Origin of the sequence: Rhodococcus sp. 06-418-5 (assembly GCF_002258285.1) — a bacterium.
GTDB lineage: Bacteria > Actinomycetota > Actinomycetes > Mycobacteriales > Mycobacteriaceae > Rhodococcoides.
In genome coordinates this window covers 217,730-233,516 of the sequence record NZ_NOYE01000008.1, presented here as the reverse complement: position 1 = coordinate 233,516, position 15,787 = coordinate 217,730, and the positions used below count along the sequence as shown (strand labels likewise).

At 65.2% G+C, this 15,787-nt stretch carries 13 protein-coding genes; 5 read left to right on the top strand and 8 right to left on the bottom strand.

All coding sequences use genetic code 11. From position 1 onward, the window contains the following. Positions 1-46: 46 nt before the first annotated feature. Positions 47-2,869, top strand: coding sequence for a leucine--tRNA ligase (leuS, locus tag CH274_RS02855; protein ID WP_094656681.1), 2,823 nt, complete (start codon positions 47-49; stop codon positions 2,867-2,869). Positions 2,870-2,991: 122 nt separating this feature from the next. Continuing rightward, on the top strand, positions 2,992-4,230 hold the full coding sequence (locus CH274_RS02850) for a lipase family protein (protein WP_373453903.1): 1,239 nt from the start codon (positions 2,992-2,994) through the stop codon (positions 4,228-4,230). Positions 4,231-4,258: 28 nt separating this feature from the next. On the opposite strand, the gene CH274_RS02845 is transcribed toward CH274_RS02850, so the two are convergent. Then, positions 4,259-4,684: a pyridoxamine 5'-phosphate oxidase family protein gene (locus CH274_RS02845; protein ID WP_045200650.1), complete on the bottom strand. Its 426-nt coding sequence runs from the start codon at positions 4,682-4,684 to the stop codon at positions 4,259-4,261. Between the two features lie 66 nt (positions 4,685-4,750). Next, positions 4,751-6,010, bottom strand: a complete 1,260-nt coding sequence (locus CH274_RS02840; protein ID WP_094656679.1) for a TetR/AcrR family transcriptional regulator — start codon at positions 6,008-6,010, stop codon at positions 4,751-4,753. Positions 6,011-6,235: 225 nt separating this feature from the next. Between CH274_RS02840 and CH274_RS02835 the strand changes: the two genes are divergently transcribed. Then, positions 6,236-6,598: a LuxR C-terminal-related transcriptional regulator gene (locus CH274_RS02835; RefSeq protein ID WP_082322619.1), complete on the top strand. Its 363-nt coding sequence runs from the start codon at positions 6,236-6,238 to the stop codon at positions 6,596-6,598. A gap of 72 nt (positions 6,599-6,670) precedes the next feature. Here the strand turns inward: CH274_RS02835 and CH274_RS02830 are convergent, their stop codons facing one another. Both CH274_RS02830 and CH274_RS02825 read right to left on the bottom strand, forming a co-directional pair. Further along, positions 6,671-7,342: an SDR family oxidoreductase gene (locus CH274_RS02830; protein ID WP_094646238.1), complete on the bottom strand. Its 672-nt coding sequence runs from the start codon at positions 7,340-7,342 to the stop codon at positions 6,671-6,673. A gap of 13 nt (positions 7,343-7,355) precedes the next feature. Then, complete coding sequence (locus CH274_RS02825; protein WP_094656678.1) at positions 7,356-7,871, bottom strand: DinB family protein; 516 nt, start codon at positions 7,869-7,871, stop codon at positions 7,356-7,358. A gap of 109 nt (positions 7,872-7,980) precedes the next feature. Here CH274_RS02825 and ggh point away from each other — a divergent pair, with 109 nt between their 5' ends. Further along, the gene (gene ggh, locus CH274_RS02820) at positions 7,981-9,318 is read left to right on the top strand and encodes a glucosylglycerate hydrolase (RefSeq protein WP_032396956.1); all 1,338 of its coding nucleotides are present in this window, start codon (positions 7,981-7,983) and stop codon (positions 9,316-9,318) included. A gap of 9 nt (positions 9,319-9,327) precedes the next feature. Here the strand turns inward: ggh and CH274_RS02815 are convergent, their stop codons facing one another. Continuing rightward, the gene (locus CH274_RS02815) at positions 9,328-10,014 is read right to left on the bottom strand and encodes a thioesterase domain-containing protein (protein ID WP_032396955.1); all 687 of its coding nucleotides are present in this window, start codon (positions 10,012-10,014) and stop codon (positions 9,328-9,330) included. Between the two features lie 195 nt (positions 10,015-10,209). Between CH274_RS02815 and CH274_RS02810 the strand changes: the two genes are divergently transcribed. Further along, positions 10,210-10,920, top strand: a complete 711-nt coding sequence (locus CH274_RS02810) for a glycoside hydrolase family 25 protein (protein WP_094656677.1) — start codon at positions 10,210-10,212, stop codon at positions 10,918-10,920. A gap of 104 nt (positions 10,921-11,024) precedes the next feature. Here the strand turns inward: CH274_RS02810 and CH274_RS02805 are convergent, their stop codons facing one another. From CH274_RS02805 to CH274_RS02795, 3 genes are all read right to left on the bottom strand, one after another. Next, a complete protein-coding gene (locus CH274_RS02805; protein WP_094656676.1) occupies positions 11,025-13,082 on the bottom strand; it encodes a PhoX family protein in 2,058 nt (685 codons plus the stop codon). Between the two features lie 80 nt (positions 13,083-13,162). Continuing rightward, positions 13,163-13,891: an amino acid ABC transporter ATP-binding protein gene (locus tag CH274_RS02800; protein ID WP_094656675.1), complete on the bottom strand. Its 729-nt coding sequence runs from the start codon at positions 13,889-13,891 to the stop codon at positions 13,163-13,165. A 1-nt stretch (position 13,892) separates the two neighbouring features. Beyond that, a complete protein-coding gene (locus CH274_RS02795; RefSeq protein WP_094656674.1) occupies positions 13,893-15,701 on the bottom strand; it encodes an ABC transporter substrate-binding protein/permease in 1,809 nt (602 codons plus the stop codon). Positions 15,702-15,787 lie beyond the last annotated feature (86 nt).

Here is a 15,787-nt window from a genome sequence, read left to right as displayed (position 1 = left end):
AGGTCCTGGTACCAGGCGGGCCGCGTCACACTTTAGGCTGGTAGGTGTGACCGATTCCGTTGAAGCACCCACCGAGTCCGCCCCCGAGTACCGCTACACAGCCGAACTCGCCGGGCACATCGAGGAGCAGTGGCAGGACCTGTGGGAGACGCAGGGCACTTTCGACGCGCCCAATCCGGTCGGAAGCCTCGCCGGAGACGTCCCGAAGGACAAGCTGTTCGTCCAGGACATGTTCCCGTACCCCTCGGGCAGTGGGCTGCATGTCGGTCACCCCCTCGGCTACATCGCCACCGACGTCTTCGCGCGCTATCACCGCATGCAGGGCCGCAACGTATTGCACGCGCTGGGTTACGACGCATTCGGTCTGCCGGCCGAGCAGTACGCCGTGCAGACGGGCACGCACCCGCGCAGCACCACCGAGGACAACATCACCAACATGCGACGCCAACTGCGTCGGCTGGGTCTCGGGCACGATCGCCGACGGTCCCTGGCGACGACGGACGTCGACTTCTACCACTGGACGCAGTGGATCTTCCTGCAGATCTTCAATGCCTGGTTCGACGTCGATCAGAACAAGGCGCGTCCGATCTCCGAGCTGGAGGCGGCCTTCGCCTCGGGCGAGCGGACCCTCGACGACGGCCGCTCCTGGGAGTCGCTGACCGTCGGTGAACGCCGCGAGGTGATCGACGGCTTCCGTCTGGTGTACGAGTCCAACTCGATGGTCAACTGGTGCCCCGGTCTGGGTACGGTGCTCGCCAACGAGGAGGTCACCGCTGACGGACGCAGCGATCGTGGAAACTTCCCGGTGTTCCGAAAGAACCTGCGGCAGTGGATGATGCGGATCACCGCGTACTCGGACCGCTTGGTCGACGACCTCGAGTACCTGGATTGGCCCGAGAAGGTCAAGACCATGCAGCGCAACTGGATCGGGCGCTCCCGCGGTGCGCAGGTCTCCTTCTCGAACATCGAGGTGTTCACCACTCGTCCGGACACGCTGTTCGGTGCCACCTACGTGGTGCTGGCCCCCGAGCACGAGCTGGTCGACGGCATGGTGGCCGAACAGTGGCCGGCGGACGTCTCCGAGAAGTGGACCGGCGGAGCCGCAACCCCCGCGGAAGCCGTTGCGGCATATCGCGGTTCGATCGCCGCCAAGTCCGATCTGGAGCGGCAGGAGAACAAGGAGAAGACCGGCGTCTTCATCGGTGCCTACGTGAAGAACCCGGTCAACGGTGAGCAGGTGCCGGTGTTCATCGCCGACTACGTGCTGACCGGCTACGGAACCGGCGCGATCATGGCCGTCCCCGGACACGACGCACGCGACTGGGAGTTCGCGACCGCGTTCGATCTGCCTGTGCGCGAGGTCATCTCGGGCGGAGACGTCACCGAGGCCGCATACGTCGGCGACGGTGAGCTGGTGAACTCCGACTTCCTCGACGGTCTGCCGGTGGACGAGGCCAAGGCCGCCGTCATCACGCGACTGGAAGCCGACGGCACCGGCCGCGGCACCATTCAGTACAAGCTGCGCGATTGGCTGTTCGCTCGTCAGCGTTACTGGGGCGAGCCCTTCCCGATCGTCTGGGACGCCGAGGGCAACCCGCACGGGCTGCCGGATTCTGCTCTGCCGGTGGAACTTCCGGAGGTCGAGAACTACGCACCCGTCTCGTTCGATCCCGACGACGCGGGCTCCGAGCCGTCTCCGCCGCTGGCCAAGGCCTCCGAGTGGGTCAACGTCGAACTGGATCTGGGCGACGGGCTGCAGACCTACACCCGCGACACCAACGTGATGCCGCAGTGGGCCGGTAGCTCCTGGTACCAGCTGCGCTACATCGACCCCACCAACTCCGAGGCCTTCGCCGACCCGGAGAACGAGAAGTACTGGGTCGGACCGCGTCCGGAGATCCACGGACCCCACGATCCCGGCGGAGTCGATCTCTACGTCGGTGGCGTCGAGCATGCGGTGCTGCACCTGCTGTACTCGCGCTTCTGGCACAAGGTGCTGTTCGATCTGGGCCACGTCAGCTCGAGCGAGCCGTACCGCCGCCTCTACAACCAGGGCTACATCCAGGCCTACGCTTTCACCGACGCTCGCGGCGTCTACGTGCCCGCGGCCGAGGTGATCGAGCGCGACGGTGGCTACTTCCACCAGGATCAGCCCGTCAACCGTGAGTACGGAAAGATGGGTAAGTCGCTGAAGAACTCGGTCTCCCCCGACGAGATCTTCGCCGAGTACGGTGCCGACACCCTGCGCTTCTACGAGATGTCGATGGGACCGCTGGACACCTCGCGGCCGTGGGCGACCAAGGATGTCGTCGGCGCGCAGCGCTTCCTGCAGCGGGTGTGGCGACTGGTGCTCGACGAGGTGACCGGCGAGATCCGCGTCACCGACGCCAAGCCCACCGAGGACACGCTGCGTGTACTCAACCGCGTTATCGACGGTGTGCACGCGGATTACGCTGCGCTGCGCGACAATACGGCCGGCGCCAAGCTGATCGAGCTGACCAACCACATCACCAAGGCGTACCCCGACGGTGCCCCGCGTGGGGTGGTGGAGCCGCTGATCCTGATGCTCGCTCCGTTGGCACCGCACCTGTCCGAGGAACTGTGGAGCAAGCTCGGTCACGAGAAGTCGTTGGCGCACGGGCCTTTCCCGCGCGTGGAGAAGAAGTGGCTCGTCGCCGACACCGTCGACTACCCCATCCAGGTCAACGGCAAGGTCCGCAGCCGCATCACCGTCCCCGCAGATGCGACGAAGGACGACGTCGAGAAGACTGCGCTGGCCGACGAGAAAATCGTGGCCCTGCTCGACGGCAAGGCCCCGACCAAGATCATCGTGATCCCGGGTCGAATGGTGAACATCGTCCTGAAGTAACCCAGCCTCCGCCGAACTCGAAGTCATGGATGAAAATCTGGCGATTTCCGTCCATGACTTCGAGTTCGCGGGGGTTTAATTGTTCCATGTCACTGGCTGGTAGAAGCTTTGCAATGAGGCTGATGGCCTCGGTCGTTCTACTTCTCGGGTCCGCATCATTCGTCAGTGTCCCTGTGGCACAAGCAGATCCGGGGCCGGGCTCACCGATTCCCGCCGACGATCCGTTCTACGAGTGGGACGGCGGGCTGGACGTCTCCCCGGGAACGGTCCTTCGGTCGAGGCCCATGACGTTCCGTACCCCCAGCCACCCGACGCCGATCACGGGTAGCCAGGTTCTGTACCGAACCACCGACCAGCAGGGTGACGGCGTCGTCACGGTCGCAACTGTGCTGCGGCCGTTGGTTCCCGGGCCGACGCGGATCGTCTCGTACCACATGGCCTACGACGCGCTCGGCTCTCAGTGCAATCCCTCGTACACGCTCAGCGGCGGGTCGACGAGTCCCATTGCCGGCGCGGAACAGGCAGTCATTGCCGGCTACCTCGCAGCCGGCTACACCGTCGTCGTACCGGATTACGAGGGTGAGGAGCTCGAGTGGACGATCGGGCGGCAGTCGGGCTACGCAGCGCTGGACGGCGTTCGTGCGGCCCAGTCCTTTCTGGGGCTTCCGTCGAGCACGCCCGTCGGCATGGTCGGGTACTCCGGTGGATCCGTGCCGACGCAGTGGGGTGCCGAGATCGCTCCCGAGTACGCCCCCGAGCTGAACCTCGTCGGTGCGGCGGCCGGCGGGCTGCCGGTCGACCTGGCTCACAACCTGCCGTACGTCAGCGGAAACAAGCAGTGGGCGGGTGTCATCCCGGCACTGGTGGTCGCCTACGAACGTGCATACGGCCTCGACCTGAACAGTTTCATCTCCGACTACGGCCTCGATGTCATCGATCAGGTCGATCAGGAGTGCATCGCGCAGTTCGCCGACGACTATCCGACGCTCACCGACGCGTCGATGGTCAAGGCCCCGTACACCTCACTGCTGGACGTACCCGAGGTCGTGGCGGCGATCGACGACAACATCATGGGCAGTCAGGGCACTCCGCGAACGCCGATGTTCCTCGCTGTCGGGCACGCCGATCCGATCGGCGACACGATCATGATCACCGGCGACGTGCAGGGGCTGGCGTACGCATACTGCGGGCGGGGCGTCGATGTGCAGTACGCACAGTACGACGGCCTGACGCACAGTGATGCGTTCCCGGTGTTCGAGGCGCAGAGCCTGCAGTTCCTGACCGAGCGATTCGCCGGTGGGCCGACGCGCAGCAACTGTGCGACCGTCCCGCCCGGCAACGCCCTGACACCGACCACCTGATTCGGGAAGGCGCTACCGGCGCGCTACCTCAGATCGCGCCCAGATCGGCCGACAGCCAGTGCTCCGGCTGCAGGTAGAACACCACGTTCTCTTCGTGCTCGCTGTCGGCCATTTCGAGATAGCCGTCGACCTTCTCCGGCGGTAGGTAGCGCGCAGCCATGGCGCGTAGTAGCTCCGGCGTACTCGGCTCTTCCCGCGCAACCGGTCCCTCGACGGACACGTATTTGATGGTCGGATTCGTCTGCTCGATCATGAGCGTGAAACGCTGTGCAGCCCGGATCGATTCGGCTTTCCTGGACGTCTTTCCGGTGAGAACCCAGGCCTGGCCACCAGGTGTGTAGTCGTACCAGATGGGGACGGTCAGCGGACCACGATCCGGGCCCGCGGAGACGGACAGCGCGGCGACGTGAGACTCGGCCAGAAATTCTTCGCGTTCTGCCTTCGACAGTGCCATGACACAACCGTAGGACTTTCGCAGACCGAGTTCCAGACCTACGACGCACCCTCGGGCCGGGTGATGTCAGGGCGTCCTGGTCGAGACGCCCGGCATCAGTACTCGCAGCACACCGGCGACGACGTCCGACGCCGTTTCGGTGGGACGCGTCAGGCATCGGAAGAGAACGTTGTTGGTCAGCATGATCGCCACCTCGGGTGCGGGTGCCTCGTCGCTGAACACACCGGTTTCGCGTCCGCGTTCGAGGATGGGGACGACGGCAGCGGGGAGGTAGAGGTTCTCGATCACGGTCGTGATCGTGCTCGGATGCTGGAACTGCTCGAAGCTCAGGGCGAGGAGCATCCCCGAGCTCATCGCCCGGTTTTCGATCACGAAGTCCCCCAGCGAGATCAGGGTTCGTTGCAGTGCGACTGCGGGCTCGATTCCGAGGCGTTCGTCGGCGCGGCGCAACCGTAGGACGCGATCGAACTCGGGTTTCAGTGCGGCGACGATGATGTCGACCTTGCTGGGAAACAGGCGGCGAAGATCCTCGACCCGGATCTTCGCCGCTGCGGCGATGTCGGCGAGCGTGACCAGGAAGTAGCCGTTGTCGAGGAAGAGCGTTTCCGTAGCCGCGATGACGTCGGCCTCCAGATCCGGGCGAAGGGAAGCGGCACCCTCGAGCGCATCGACGGGGTCGGGTTCGGGTGCAATTCGATCGGAGTGCACCGGGTCGATGGCCCACCGCAGGATCGAGGTGACTGCGTCGGATACCTCGTCCGTGGCAACCGAACCGGGCGTGAGCATCTCACGGAGCGCGTAGCCGTCGAGGAGTGCGCCCAGGGCAGTGGACAGGGACGTCAAGGACAACGGCCGACGCACGGACCCACCCTGGGCTTGGATCGCCTGACCGACCACTGTGCGGAGGTCTGCATCGAGCCGTTCGAATTCCGGGGTGACTGCCTTGCGGGCTCCGTCGTGGTCGGCTGCGAACAGGACGGCGATGAGTCGGCGCCGCATCAATCCCGACGTCAGGTCGTCGAACAGGGCCGACACCGGCGCAGCCGCGTCGCGCCATCCCGTCGGCGGGTCGGTGGGTGAGACGGTTCCGCTGTAATTCACGGTCAGGTTGTCCAGCAGATCCGCGACGAACGCCTCTTTGCCGCCGGAGCCACCGCTGCGTGAGTTGCCTGGGTAGGCGTTGTGGAAGGTCTGATGGGACAGACCGGCACCGTCCACGACGGCCGCGATGGAGAGCGATCGCGCCAGATCGGTGGTGTCGAGTTCGTCCAGAAGCCGGTAGCCGGTCCGAAGGAACTGCTCGCGCGGGGTCGGCCTGGTGTTCAACGACTACCGCCTCTACAGACTGCACAGCTCCGGAATGGACCTCGAACCATAGCAATCCGAGTGTGTCGCCCGCTTGGTTTACAACCAACTACACGTGGGGTTAGTTGGAACACTCTGATAGAGACCTGAGTCGAATTGGTTTGTGTTGCAGGGGATTCACGCGCCGTGATCAGATGCACACGGGCCGAGAGTTCGTGTGACGGCCGATATCGCAAGGAGGCACACATGGTGGTGATCGGTCATCGACCCCCCACACAGCCGCGAGCTCTGGCACCACTCGGCACCAGGCAGCCCCTGACACGTTCCACGCACCCTCCGGTGCGAGTGCAGAGGACACCGCCGCAGGCGGTGCCGGTGTACGCATCTCCCGGATTGACCGAGCGTGAGGTCACCGTCCTGAAGGCTTGGCTGGACTGCGACTCCAAAGTCGACGTCGGGGCCCGTCTTCACATCGCACTGGGAACCGTCAACACGCACCTGACGCGAATCCGCGACAAGTACTCCCGCGTGGGTAGAGCGGCTCCGACGAAGGCTGCACTGGTCGCCCGGGCACTGCAGGACGGCATCGTGACGCTCGACGACCTCTGAACGCGATCGGAGATTCCATCCCCTCCTACGAGGCCGGAGTGGAGCCTGCGCAACGGCCGAGGGCACTTCTGCTCACCTGGTGCGCAGCACCAGCTCCGTGGGGTGAGCATCGGCGGGGGTATCGATGGCGTTGCGCACCGCGAGGGCAACGGTGCTGGGCTGCAGGAATTTCGAGCCGTCGTACTCCCCACCCTCGTGTGCGACGATCTCGCGCTGCATCTCGGTGTCGATACGTCCGGGATGAACCGAGGTCACACGAAGCGTCGGCTCCTCCTGTCGCAGTGCATCACCGAATGCGCGCAACGCGAACTTGCTCGCCGCGTAGCCGCCCCACCCCGGGTTCGCGCGAATGCCGGCACCCGAATTGATCAGCACCACATGGCCGTTGGCCTTCCGCAGCGCCGGTAGGAGCAGCCGAGTCAGCTCGACGACGGCGATGACGTTCACCTCGTACTGTCGCCGCCAGTCCTCCGCCGTCGACTCCTCGACGGTCCCCAGTGCTGCGACTCCGGCGTTGTGCACCAACACGTCGAGAGAATCGATGCCCGACGCGGCTGCGGCCACCGCGTCGGGATCGGTCAGTTCCACCGGCCACGGGGTGGCTCCCGACAGTTCCGACGAGACGGCCTCGAGAGACTCGGCCGATCGTCCGCCGAGCAGGACGTGGTGATCCGGGGCGAGCAATCGGGCGATGTGGGCCCCGAGGCCACGGCTTGCCCCGGTCACCAGCGCAGTACGAGTCATGAAGCCAGACTATCTAGAAGCTCATCCCCGCCTCGGATGCCCAGGTCCGGGTGGTGTTCGCTCCGTCGAGTTCCTCGCGAATGATGTCCGCGTGCCCTGCATGCTGCGAGATTTCGCGCAGGATGTGCAGCACCGTGAATCGTGCGCTCTGCCAGATGCGTTCGGGTGCCCAGGGTGCCGTCGGGACCGGGACGGACAGATTCAGATCCAACGTCGCCAAGGCATCGGTGGTGGAGCGCGCCACCTCTTCCCACTCGGTGATGAGCCCTGCGACAGTCTCGTCGTCCGCCATGACGTATTCGCCGCCGGCGAACTCCATGTCGAACTCGGCCGTGTCGTCGAGTTCGGCGATCACCTTCATCCAGTGCCGTTCGTTGCTGATCACGTGATGCAGCAGTCCGCCGAGGGTGAGTTCGCTGGCGGTCGTGCGGGTACGCGCCTGCTCGTCGCTGATGCCGCGCACGGTGATGAGAAAGTTCGCGCGCTGTTCGTCGAGCATTCTGGTGATGTCGGTGTTCTCGGTGGTCATCGTTTCCTCCTGGATGGGCTGGTGAATCCCACACTAGAAACAATCGAGGACATATTCGGTCCTCGATTTCAAACGAGCGGAATCACGCGCGCGGACGCAAACTGTCTGCATGGGCGATCGAGGTTTCACTTCCACGCAGTTGGCGGCGCGCGCGGCATATCTGCTCAGGGGCAACGACCTGGGCACCATGACCAGCGCGGCCCCGCGACTGTATCCGCACATGTGGAGCTGGGATGCGGCGTTCGTCTCGGTCGGGCTGGCTCCGCTGAGCGTAGAGCGGGCCGTGGTGGAGATGGACACCTTGCTCTCCGCACAGTGGAAGAACGGGATGATCCCGCACATCGTCTTCGCCAACGGTGTCGACGGCTACTTCCCCGGTCCTGCGCGGTGGGCGACGGGCACGCTCGCGTCGCACGCACCGATGAGCCCGCAGACCTCGGGGATCACCCAACCGCCGGTGCACGCGATCGCGGTGCAGCGCATCCTCGATCATTCCAAGCGCCACGGACGTACGACGCGTGCCGTCGCCGAGGAGTTCCTCGACCGCCGCTGGGGTGATCTGGTGCGGTGGCATCGCTGGCTCGCTCAGGCCCGCGATGTCGACGACAACGGACGGATCGCGGTCTTCCACGGCTGGGAGTCGGGGATGGACAATTCGCCTCGTTGGGATTCGGCCTATGCGAATGTGGTTCCCGGAGAGATGGATCCGTACTTCCGAGAGGACAAGGCGGTGATCTCCGACGCCTCCCAGCGGCCGAGCAATCTCGAGTACGACCGCTACATCTGGCTGGTGGAGGAGATGAAGCAGGTCGGGTACGACGACGATGCATTGAAGACGAAGATGAGCTTCGCCGTCGAGGACGTGTTCGTCAGCGCCATCTTCGCAGTGGCATGCGATGTGCTCGCGACCATCGGCGAGGACCATTCACGTCCCCACTCCGATGTTCGGGAGTTGCGGTCGTGGGCAGAGAAGTTCCGCAAGGGAGTCATCGCGACGACGGATGCGCGCTCCGGTGGGGCCCGTGACTTCGATCTGCGAACGGGCCAGTGGATCGGTACCGAGACGATCGCGATGTTCGCCCCGTTGCTGTGCGGCGGACTGCCCCGCGAACAGGAACGAAACTTGATCCGCATCTTCGAGGGCACGCGGTTCTGCGGACATCCGGATCTGCGCTATGCCGTTCCACCGTCCACGTCCCCGGTGTCGAAGGATTTCCGTGCCCGTGAGTACTGGCGCGGACCGGTGTGGCCGGTGATGACGTGGCTGTTCTCGTGGGCGTTCGCGCGTCGTGGTTGGTCGGAGCGGTCACTGTCGTTGCGAGACGAAGGGTTGCGTCAGGCCAGCGACGGCAGCTTCGCCGAGTACTACGAGCCGTTCACCGGCAAGCCGCTCGGCAGCATGCAGCAATCCTGGACGGCGGCGGCCGTGCTGGACTGGCTGGGGTAGCGAGAAGGATCAGCCGAGGTAGCTGTCGACGAGAGGGCCGACGACGTCGAACGAGGTGGCGTCGGGCACGAGGTACTTGGCGACGGTGCCGCAGACGAAGGGGTGCCACGCGGAACCGGAGTCGGTACCGAGGGACGAGACGGCCAGGACGTTGCCGAAGTAGATGCCGGGCAGGTGGCGCTGGACGAGTTCGTCGTTGTGCGACGCGACGGCGAGCAGTTCCTCGACGTGGCTGCGATCGATCTCGTCACCCATGGCTCCGAGCAGATCTGCGCCCTCGGCGCGGGCCCGGACAGGGTCGCTGTCCAGCAGCGTCAGTGCGCCGACGGTGACGCCCCGGTTCTGCAGTTCGACGGCGATGGCGTGGGCGAGAACGCCACCGAACGACATGCCGAGGAGGTGGACGGTGCCGTCGGTCTGGATGCGAACGATGTCGTCGGCGTACTGCGCCGCCAGTGCCGCGAGGGATTCGGCGCGCTCACCGGACGCTGGTACCTGGACGCCGTAGATGGGGCGGTCGTCGTCGACGTGAGGTGCCAGGCCTGCGTAGCAATCGACCAGACCCACCAGCGGGTGGATGCAGAACACAGGGTCGAGGTGTCCGGTGGTTCGGATCGGCGCGATGGTCGGCACCGCATAGTCGGACGGGTCGAGATCCGTGAGAGCCAGATGCGATAGATCGTTCACGACAGTCATGGGTGCGCCTCCGAGCCAAGAGATGTAGTTCGTGTTTGCATTGGTTTGTTCGTGCCGACTCTGGGTATGTCGCTGTCGGCGGCGTGAGTGTTACCCACGTCTCATTACCGAGGACTCAACCATGTCTGTGGACCGATCGCATTAGTGACTGTTCACCATTGAGTGCCCAGGTCCCGGCCCCCTAATCTCACCCGGGTGGTCTTCTCTCGCACCTCACGTGCTCTGTTCGGATTGTTCTCGGCCGGTGTCATCGCCTGTGCTGCTCCCGGGATCGCGTCGGCCGTTCCGCAGGGCCTGGACGTCTCGTCGTGGCAACACATCGACGGCACCGCGATCGATTGGCATGCCGTCAAGGCGGCGGGCCACGGATTCGCGATGGTCAAGGCCACCGAGGGTCTGGACTACGTCAACCCGTACTTCGTCGAGGATTCCATCGTCATGCGCACGGCGAACGTGGCGCGCGGGGCATACCACTACGCCGATGTGACGCTCTCACCCGAGTTGCAGGGCGCGTACTACTCGGCACTGGTGCTGGGCATCAACGGCCCGGGTGATCTGCCGCCGGTGCTCGACCTCGAAGACGCGAAGGGGAGGTCGCCTGCCGAGGTCATCGACTGGACGCACCGGTACCTCGATACCGTCCAGACGCTGACCGGCCGTCAGCCGATCATCTACACGTATCCGAACTTCTGGCGGACGGCGATGGCCGACACCCACGAGTTCGCCGACTATCCGCTGTGGATCGCCGACTACAACGACGAGCTGGGGCCGCTGCCCGGCGGCTGGACGAACTGGCTGTTCTGGCAGTTCACCGACCGCGGCACCATTCCCGGAATCGACGGACGTACCGACATCAATCACTACGCGGGCACACCGGAATCGCTGCGGGCACTCGCTCGGTGGTGACGCCCGTCCACCTGTCGGCTTCGCAACCACACCGGTAGTGCGAAAGAGCCCGCAGTCGATTGTCTCGACTGCGGGCCCCTTCGGTTCACTGTCGATCCGAACTGCTACGCCGACTTCCACACTGCGACGACGGAGGGCCGCGGCTGGGTGTCGCCGCCGTCGGGCCAATGCGAGATCGGTGCGTCGGCGGTGGCGTCGTCGCTTTCGCCCGGGTGCTGCACGCACACCACGACCCGCTCGTCGGAGACGATGGGACCACAGGTCTCGCCGCCCGCGGGAACCGTCAGGAACTGGCGAGTCTCACCACGACGTGGGCCGTCGAGCACCACGGCGAACAGGCCGTCGTTGGAGTCGAGAGCGTTGCCGTCGGTGGAGACCCACAGGTTGCCCTTCGAGTCGAACGCGAGGTTGTCGGGGCACGAGATGGGGCTGACCTGACTCTTGTCGAAGCCGCCGAAGTACGTGTCGGCCTCGTTCGGGTCACCGCACACCAGCAACAGGTTCCAGGTGAACGACGTGCCCGCGTGGTCGTCGTCGAGCTCGAGCACCTGGCCGTTCTTGTTGGCGTTGCGAGGGTTGGCCTCGTCGGCCGCGGCCTTGCCCTCGGTGCCTCGGTTGGTGTTGTTGGTCAGCGCGACGTAGACCTTGCCGGTCACCGGGTTGGGCTCGAAGTCCTCCGGACGGTCCATCTTGGTTGCGCCCACCTTGTCGCCCGCCTGGCGGGTGAACACCGCGACCTCCTCGGCCGACATGCCGTCGACGAGTGACGTGCCGCGGCCGTCCTCGCCGGTCTCGAGCAGAGGGATCCACGTTCCGGTGCCGCGGAACTCGCCGTTGGCGGGCAGGGTGCCCGAGCCGTCGATCTCGTCGGGAGTGTCGCCGGTGAGGGTCGCGACGTACAGCGTGCCCGCGTCCAGCAGCGTCAGGTTGTTGCGCATCGCGGCCGCACCGGTGCCGGGCATCATCGTGCGGCTCGAGACGAACTTGTACATGTAGTCGAAGCGCTCGTCGTCACCGCTGTAGGCGACGACGGTGCCGTCGTCGGTGACGTGGATGGTGGCGGCCTCGTGCTTGAAGCGTCCCAGCGCGGTGTGCTTGATCGGAGCCGATTGCGGATCCCACGGGTTGACCTCGACGATGTACCCGAATCGGTTGGCCTCGTTGGGCTCCTGAGCGAGATCGAAGCGCTTGTCGAAGGTTTCCCACTTGCGATCGCTGGCGGCGCCCTCGATGCCGTAGCGGGCGAGGCGATCGGCGGCGACGGTCTCGGTGACCGACTCCGCGTTGCCGAAGTACTGGTTGAAGTTCTCCTCACCGGAAAGCACCGTGCCCCACGGCGTCAGACCGCCCGAGCAGTTGTTGAACGTGCCGAGCACGCGGGTACCCGTCGGGTCGGCGCTGGTCTTGAGGAAGTCACTGCCCGCGGCCGGGCCGGTGACGACGAACTCCGTCGTCCCGGTGATGCGACGGTTGTATCGGCCCATCGTCGGCGTCAGCTTGCCCGAATCAGCCTCGCCCTGAACCTGAACCACCGTCAGGCCGTGTGCGGCGAGTGCAATGTCGAACTGCTCGCGCGTCGGCTTCCCCGCGTCGTAGCCCTTGAACATCGCCGGCTCGGTGGTGTACTCGTGATTGACCGCCAGCAGGAACGCGTTCGGTGTGCCCTCCACCGGAAGCAGACCGGCGAAGTCGTTGTTGAAGCCGAACTGCATCGCCTGCGCGGCAGCGGTCTGGTTGTCGAAGTCGAACGCGGGAGCGCCCTCGACGACCGGATCGCCCCAGCGGATCACGACAGCCTGCTCGTGGCCCTCGGGTATCACGACGGCGTCCTCGGTGTTCGGTTCCACCGCTACGAAATCCACGCCGTCGACTGGCGGGGTGTCAGCACCCGACGTGCTCAAGGTTCCGCTTCCGGTGGTGGCGGGCTCGTCGGTCGAGCACGCGGCGAGAGCGCTACCGGCGCCGACGGCGAGCACCGCCATGGCACCGCCCTTGATCACTCCGCGCCGCGACATCGCGGTCTTGACGATGTCGCCGAAGTATTCACCCTTCGAGGTGTTGGGAACCTCGTGGAAACACGCATCGCCGCACTTGTATTTGCACGTCAATGCCGATCGCTTGGAGCTTCCGTCGTGAACCGCGAACAAGGGTAGTGGCTTCATGAGTGGGCACGCTGTCACCCAAAAGCGAAAGTAAAGGAACGTTCAGGTGAAGTCGCGGACAACGAGGTTGCCCTAACGTGCTACAGCACCTGCGACAGAAACGCTTTCAGTCGATCGGTGTGCGGATCGTCGAACAACTGCTCCGGCGTTCCGGTTTCGACGGCGCTGCCGTGATCCATGAACAGCACCCTGTTGGACACCGATCGCGCGAAGCCCATCTCGTGGGTCACCACCACCATCGTCATGCCGCCCTTCGCGAGGTCTGCCATCAGCGCCAGCACGCCCTTGACCAACTCGGGGTCGAGAGCGGAGGTGGCCTCGTCGAAGAACATCACCTCCGGCTTCATGGCCAGTGCTCGCGCGATGGCGACGCGCTGCTGCTGTCCGCCGGAGAGATTGCCCGGACGCGAATCCGCCTTGTTGGCCAGGCCGACCAACTCGAGCTGATCCATCGCGGCCGCGCGAGCAGCCTCCTTGGACAGGCCGAGCAGCTTCTGCGGGCCGAGCGCGATGTTGTCGGCAACGCTCTTGTGCGGGAACAGGTTGAACTGCTGGAACACCATGCCGATACGTTGACGCAACTGGTCGGGGTTGTCGTTCAGCACCGACTTGCCGTCGAGCAGGATGTCGCCCTGTTCGGGTTCGTGCAGTCGATTGAGAGCACGCAGCAGCGTCGACTTGCCCGAGCCCGACGGGCCGATGACCGTGGTGGTCGTGCCGGCCGGGACGTCGATGCTCACCCCGCGCAGCACCTTGTTGGTGCCGAAGGACAGGTGGATGTCCTTGCCTACGAGCGAAACAGAAGTCATGTCAGCCTCTTTCCACGACGACGGCCTGCTCGACCGGGTCCAGCGTCTGCTCGGCCTTGCCGGTGCGCAGTCGCTTGTCGATGTAGTTCACGAGATGGGTGAGCGGCACGGTCAGCACCAGGTAGAACAATCCGGCCGCGACGAGCGGAGACAGATTTCCGGTCTGTGCGTTGAGATCTCGACCGACCGCGAACAGCTCACGTTGGGTGGCGAGCAGTCCGAGGAAGTAGATCAGCGACGAGTCCTTGATCAGCGAGATGAACTGATTCATCAGCGCCGGCAGGACGCGTCGGACACCCTGCGGGACGACCACCAGGTTCATCGAACGACGACGGCTGAATCCGAGTGCCCGGGCTGCTTCCATCTGACCGGCTTCGACGCTCTGGATGCCGGATCGGAAGATCTCGCCGATGTACGCGGCGGCGAGCAGCGAGAGGGCGGCAGCGCCGAGCCAGTACGGATTGCCGCCGGTCACACCTTGCACCACCGGTCCGATGCCCAGTCCGATGATCAGAATGATGACCACGGCGGGCAGTCCGCGGAAGATGTCGGTGTAGACGCGGGCGGGCCAGCGCAACCAGCGCGTGCGGGAGAGGCCGGCCAGAGCCAGCAACATGCCCAGGACCGTACCGATGATGCCCGACGCCAATGCCAGAATCAGCGTGTTGGGCAGGCCCACCTTGAACAAGTCGGGGATGGCGGACTTGTACAGCGACCAGTCGAAGAACGTGTCGCCCAACTGCGCCAGCGTGGACTTCGGCTGGACCGCAACCGCTTCGGGAGCGTTCGCGTCGTTCTGCGCGGCGATGGCGGCGAAGTCGGGTAGCTCCGGCTCCGGTGCTGCCTTGCTGCCGGGCTTGAAGCCGTCGGGCAGCTCGCGAGGAACCCAGTCGGAGTAGAGCGTGGCCCAGGTGCCGTCGGCGATCACCGCGTCGAGCCCGGAGTTCAGCGCATCGATCAGTGGTTGATTGTCACGGGCGACGGCCCAGCCGACGAAGTTGTTCAGCGAGAACGTGTTCTGTGTGATCGCGGTGCCGTCCTCGGGCTTGACCAAGCCCTCGGCCTGCTGCGACGGGGCCACCCAGGCGTCGATCTGACCGGTCCGCAGGTTCGCGTAGGCGGTGTTGTAGTCCGGGAACTTCACCGGATCGAGGCCGAGCGTGTTCATCACGTAGTCGTCCTGCACGGTGCCCTGCACCACGCCGATCCTGGTGCTCGCGTTCAGGTCCTCGAAGCGGCTGATCGGACCGCCGGTCTGAGCGACGAGGGAGAAGTAGCCGAAGTCGTATCCGTTGGTGAATCCGACGGTGTTGCGTCGCTCGTCCGTCGTCGTGATCGAGGACGACCCGACGTCGAAGCGGCGGCCCGCAACCTGGGCGAGCAGGCCCGAGAACTCGGTGCCCGAGAAGTTGATCTGCAGCCCGAGCTTGTCCGCGACGGCCTTCAGCAGTTCGTTGTCGTAGCCGGTGTACTGGCCGGCCGAGTCGAGGCAGATGCTCGGCGGGGCGTCGGAGAGAGTGCCGACGGTCAACACTCCCGGCGTCGCCAATCCCAGGGCATTCGTGTCGATGCGGTCCAGCGGGGTGACGTTGTCCGTCGTGTATCTGTCCTCTGTCGCGGCCGCTGCGGCAGCGTCGAAGTTCGTCGGCGTGGACGACGCACTGTCGACTCCGGGAGGGGCGCACAGGTCGGTGGGACCTGCGGCCGCCTGATCATCGGAGTTCGAGGTTCCACACGCGGCGAGCGTGAGGGCCATCAACAGTCCGAGAACGAGAACCACGAGCGCGCGTGAAGCGCGTACGGCAACCATGGACAAAACCCTAAGCGGACCAGGGCCCACTCACCCAAACGGCCGACGCGCAAGGGTTTCGCTCAACGAACTGCCGTGACGTGTGA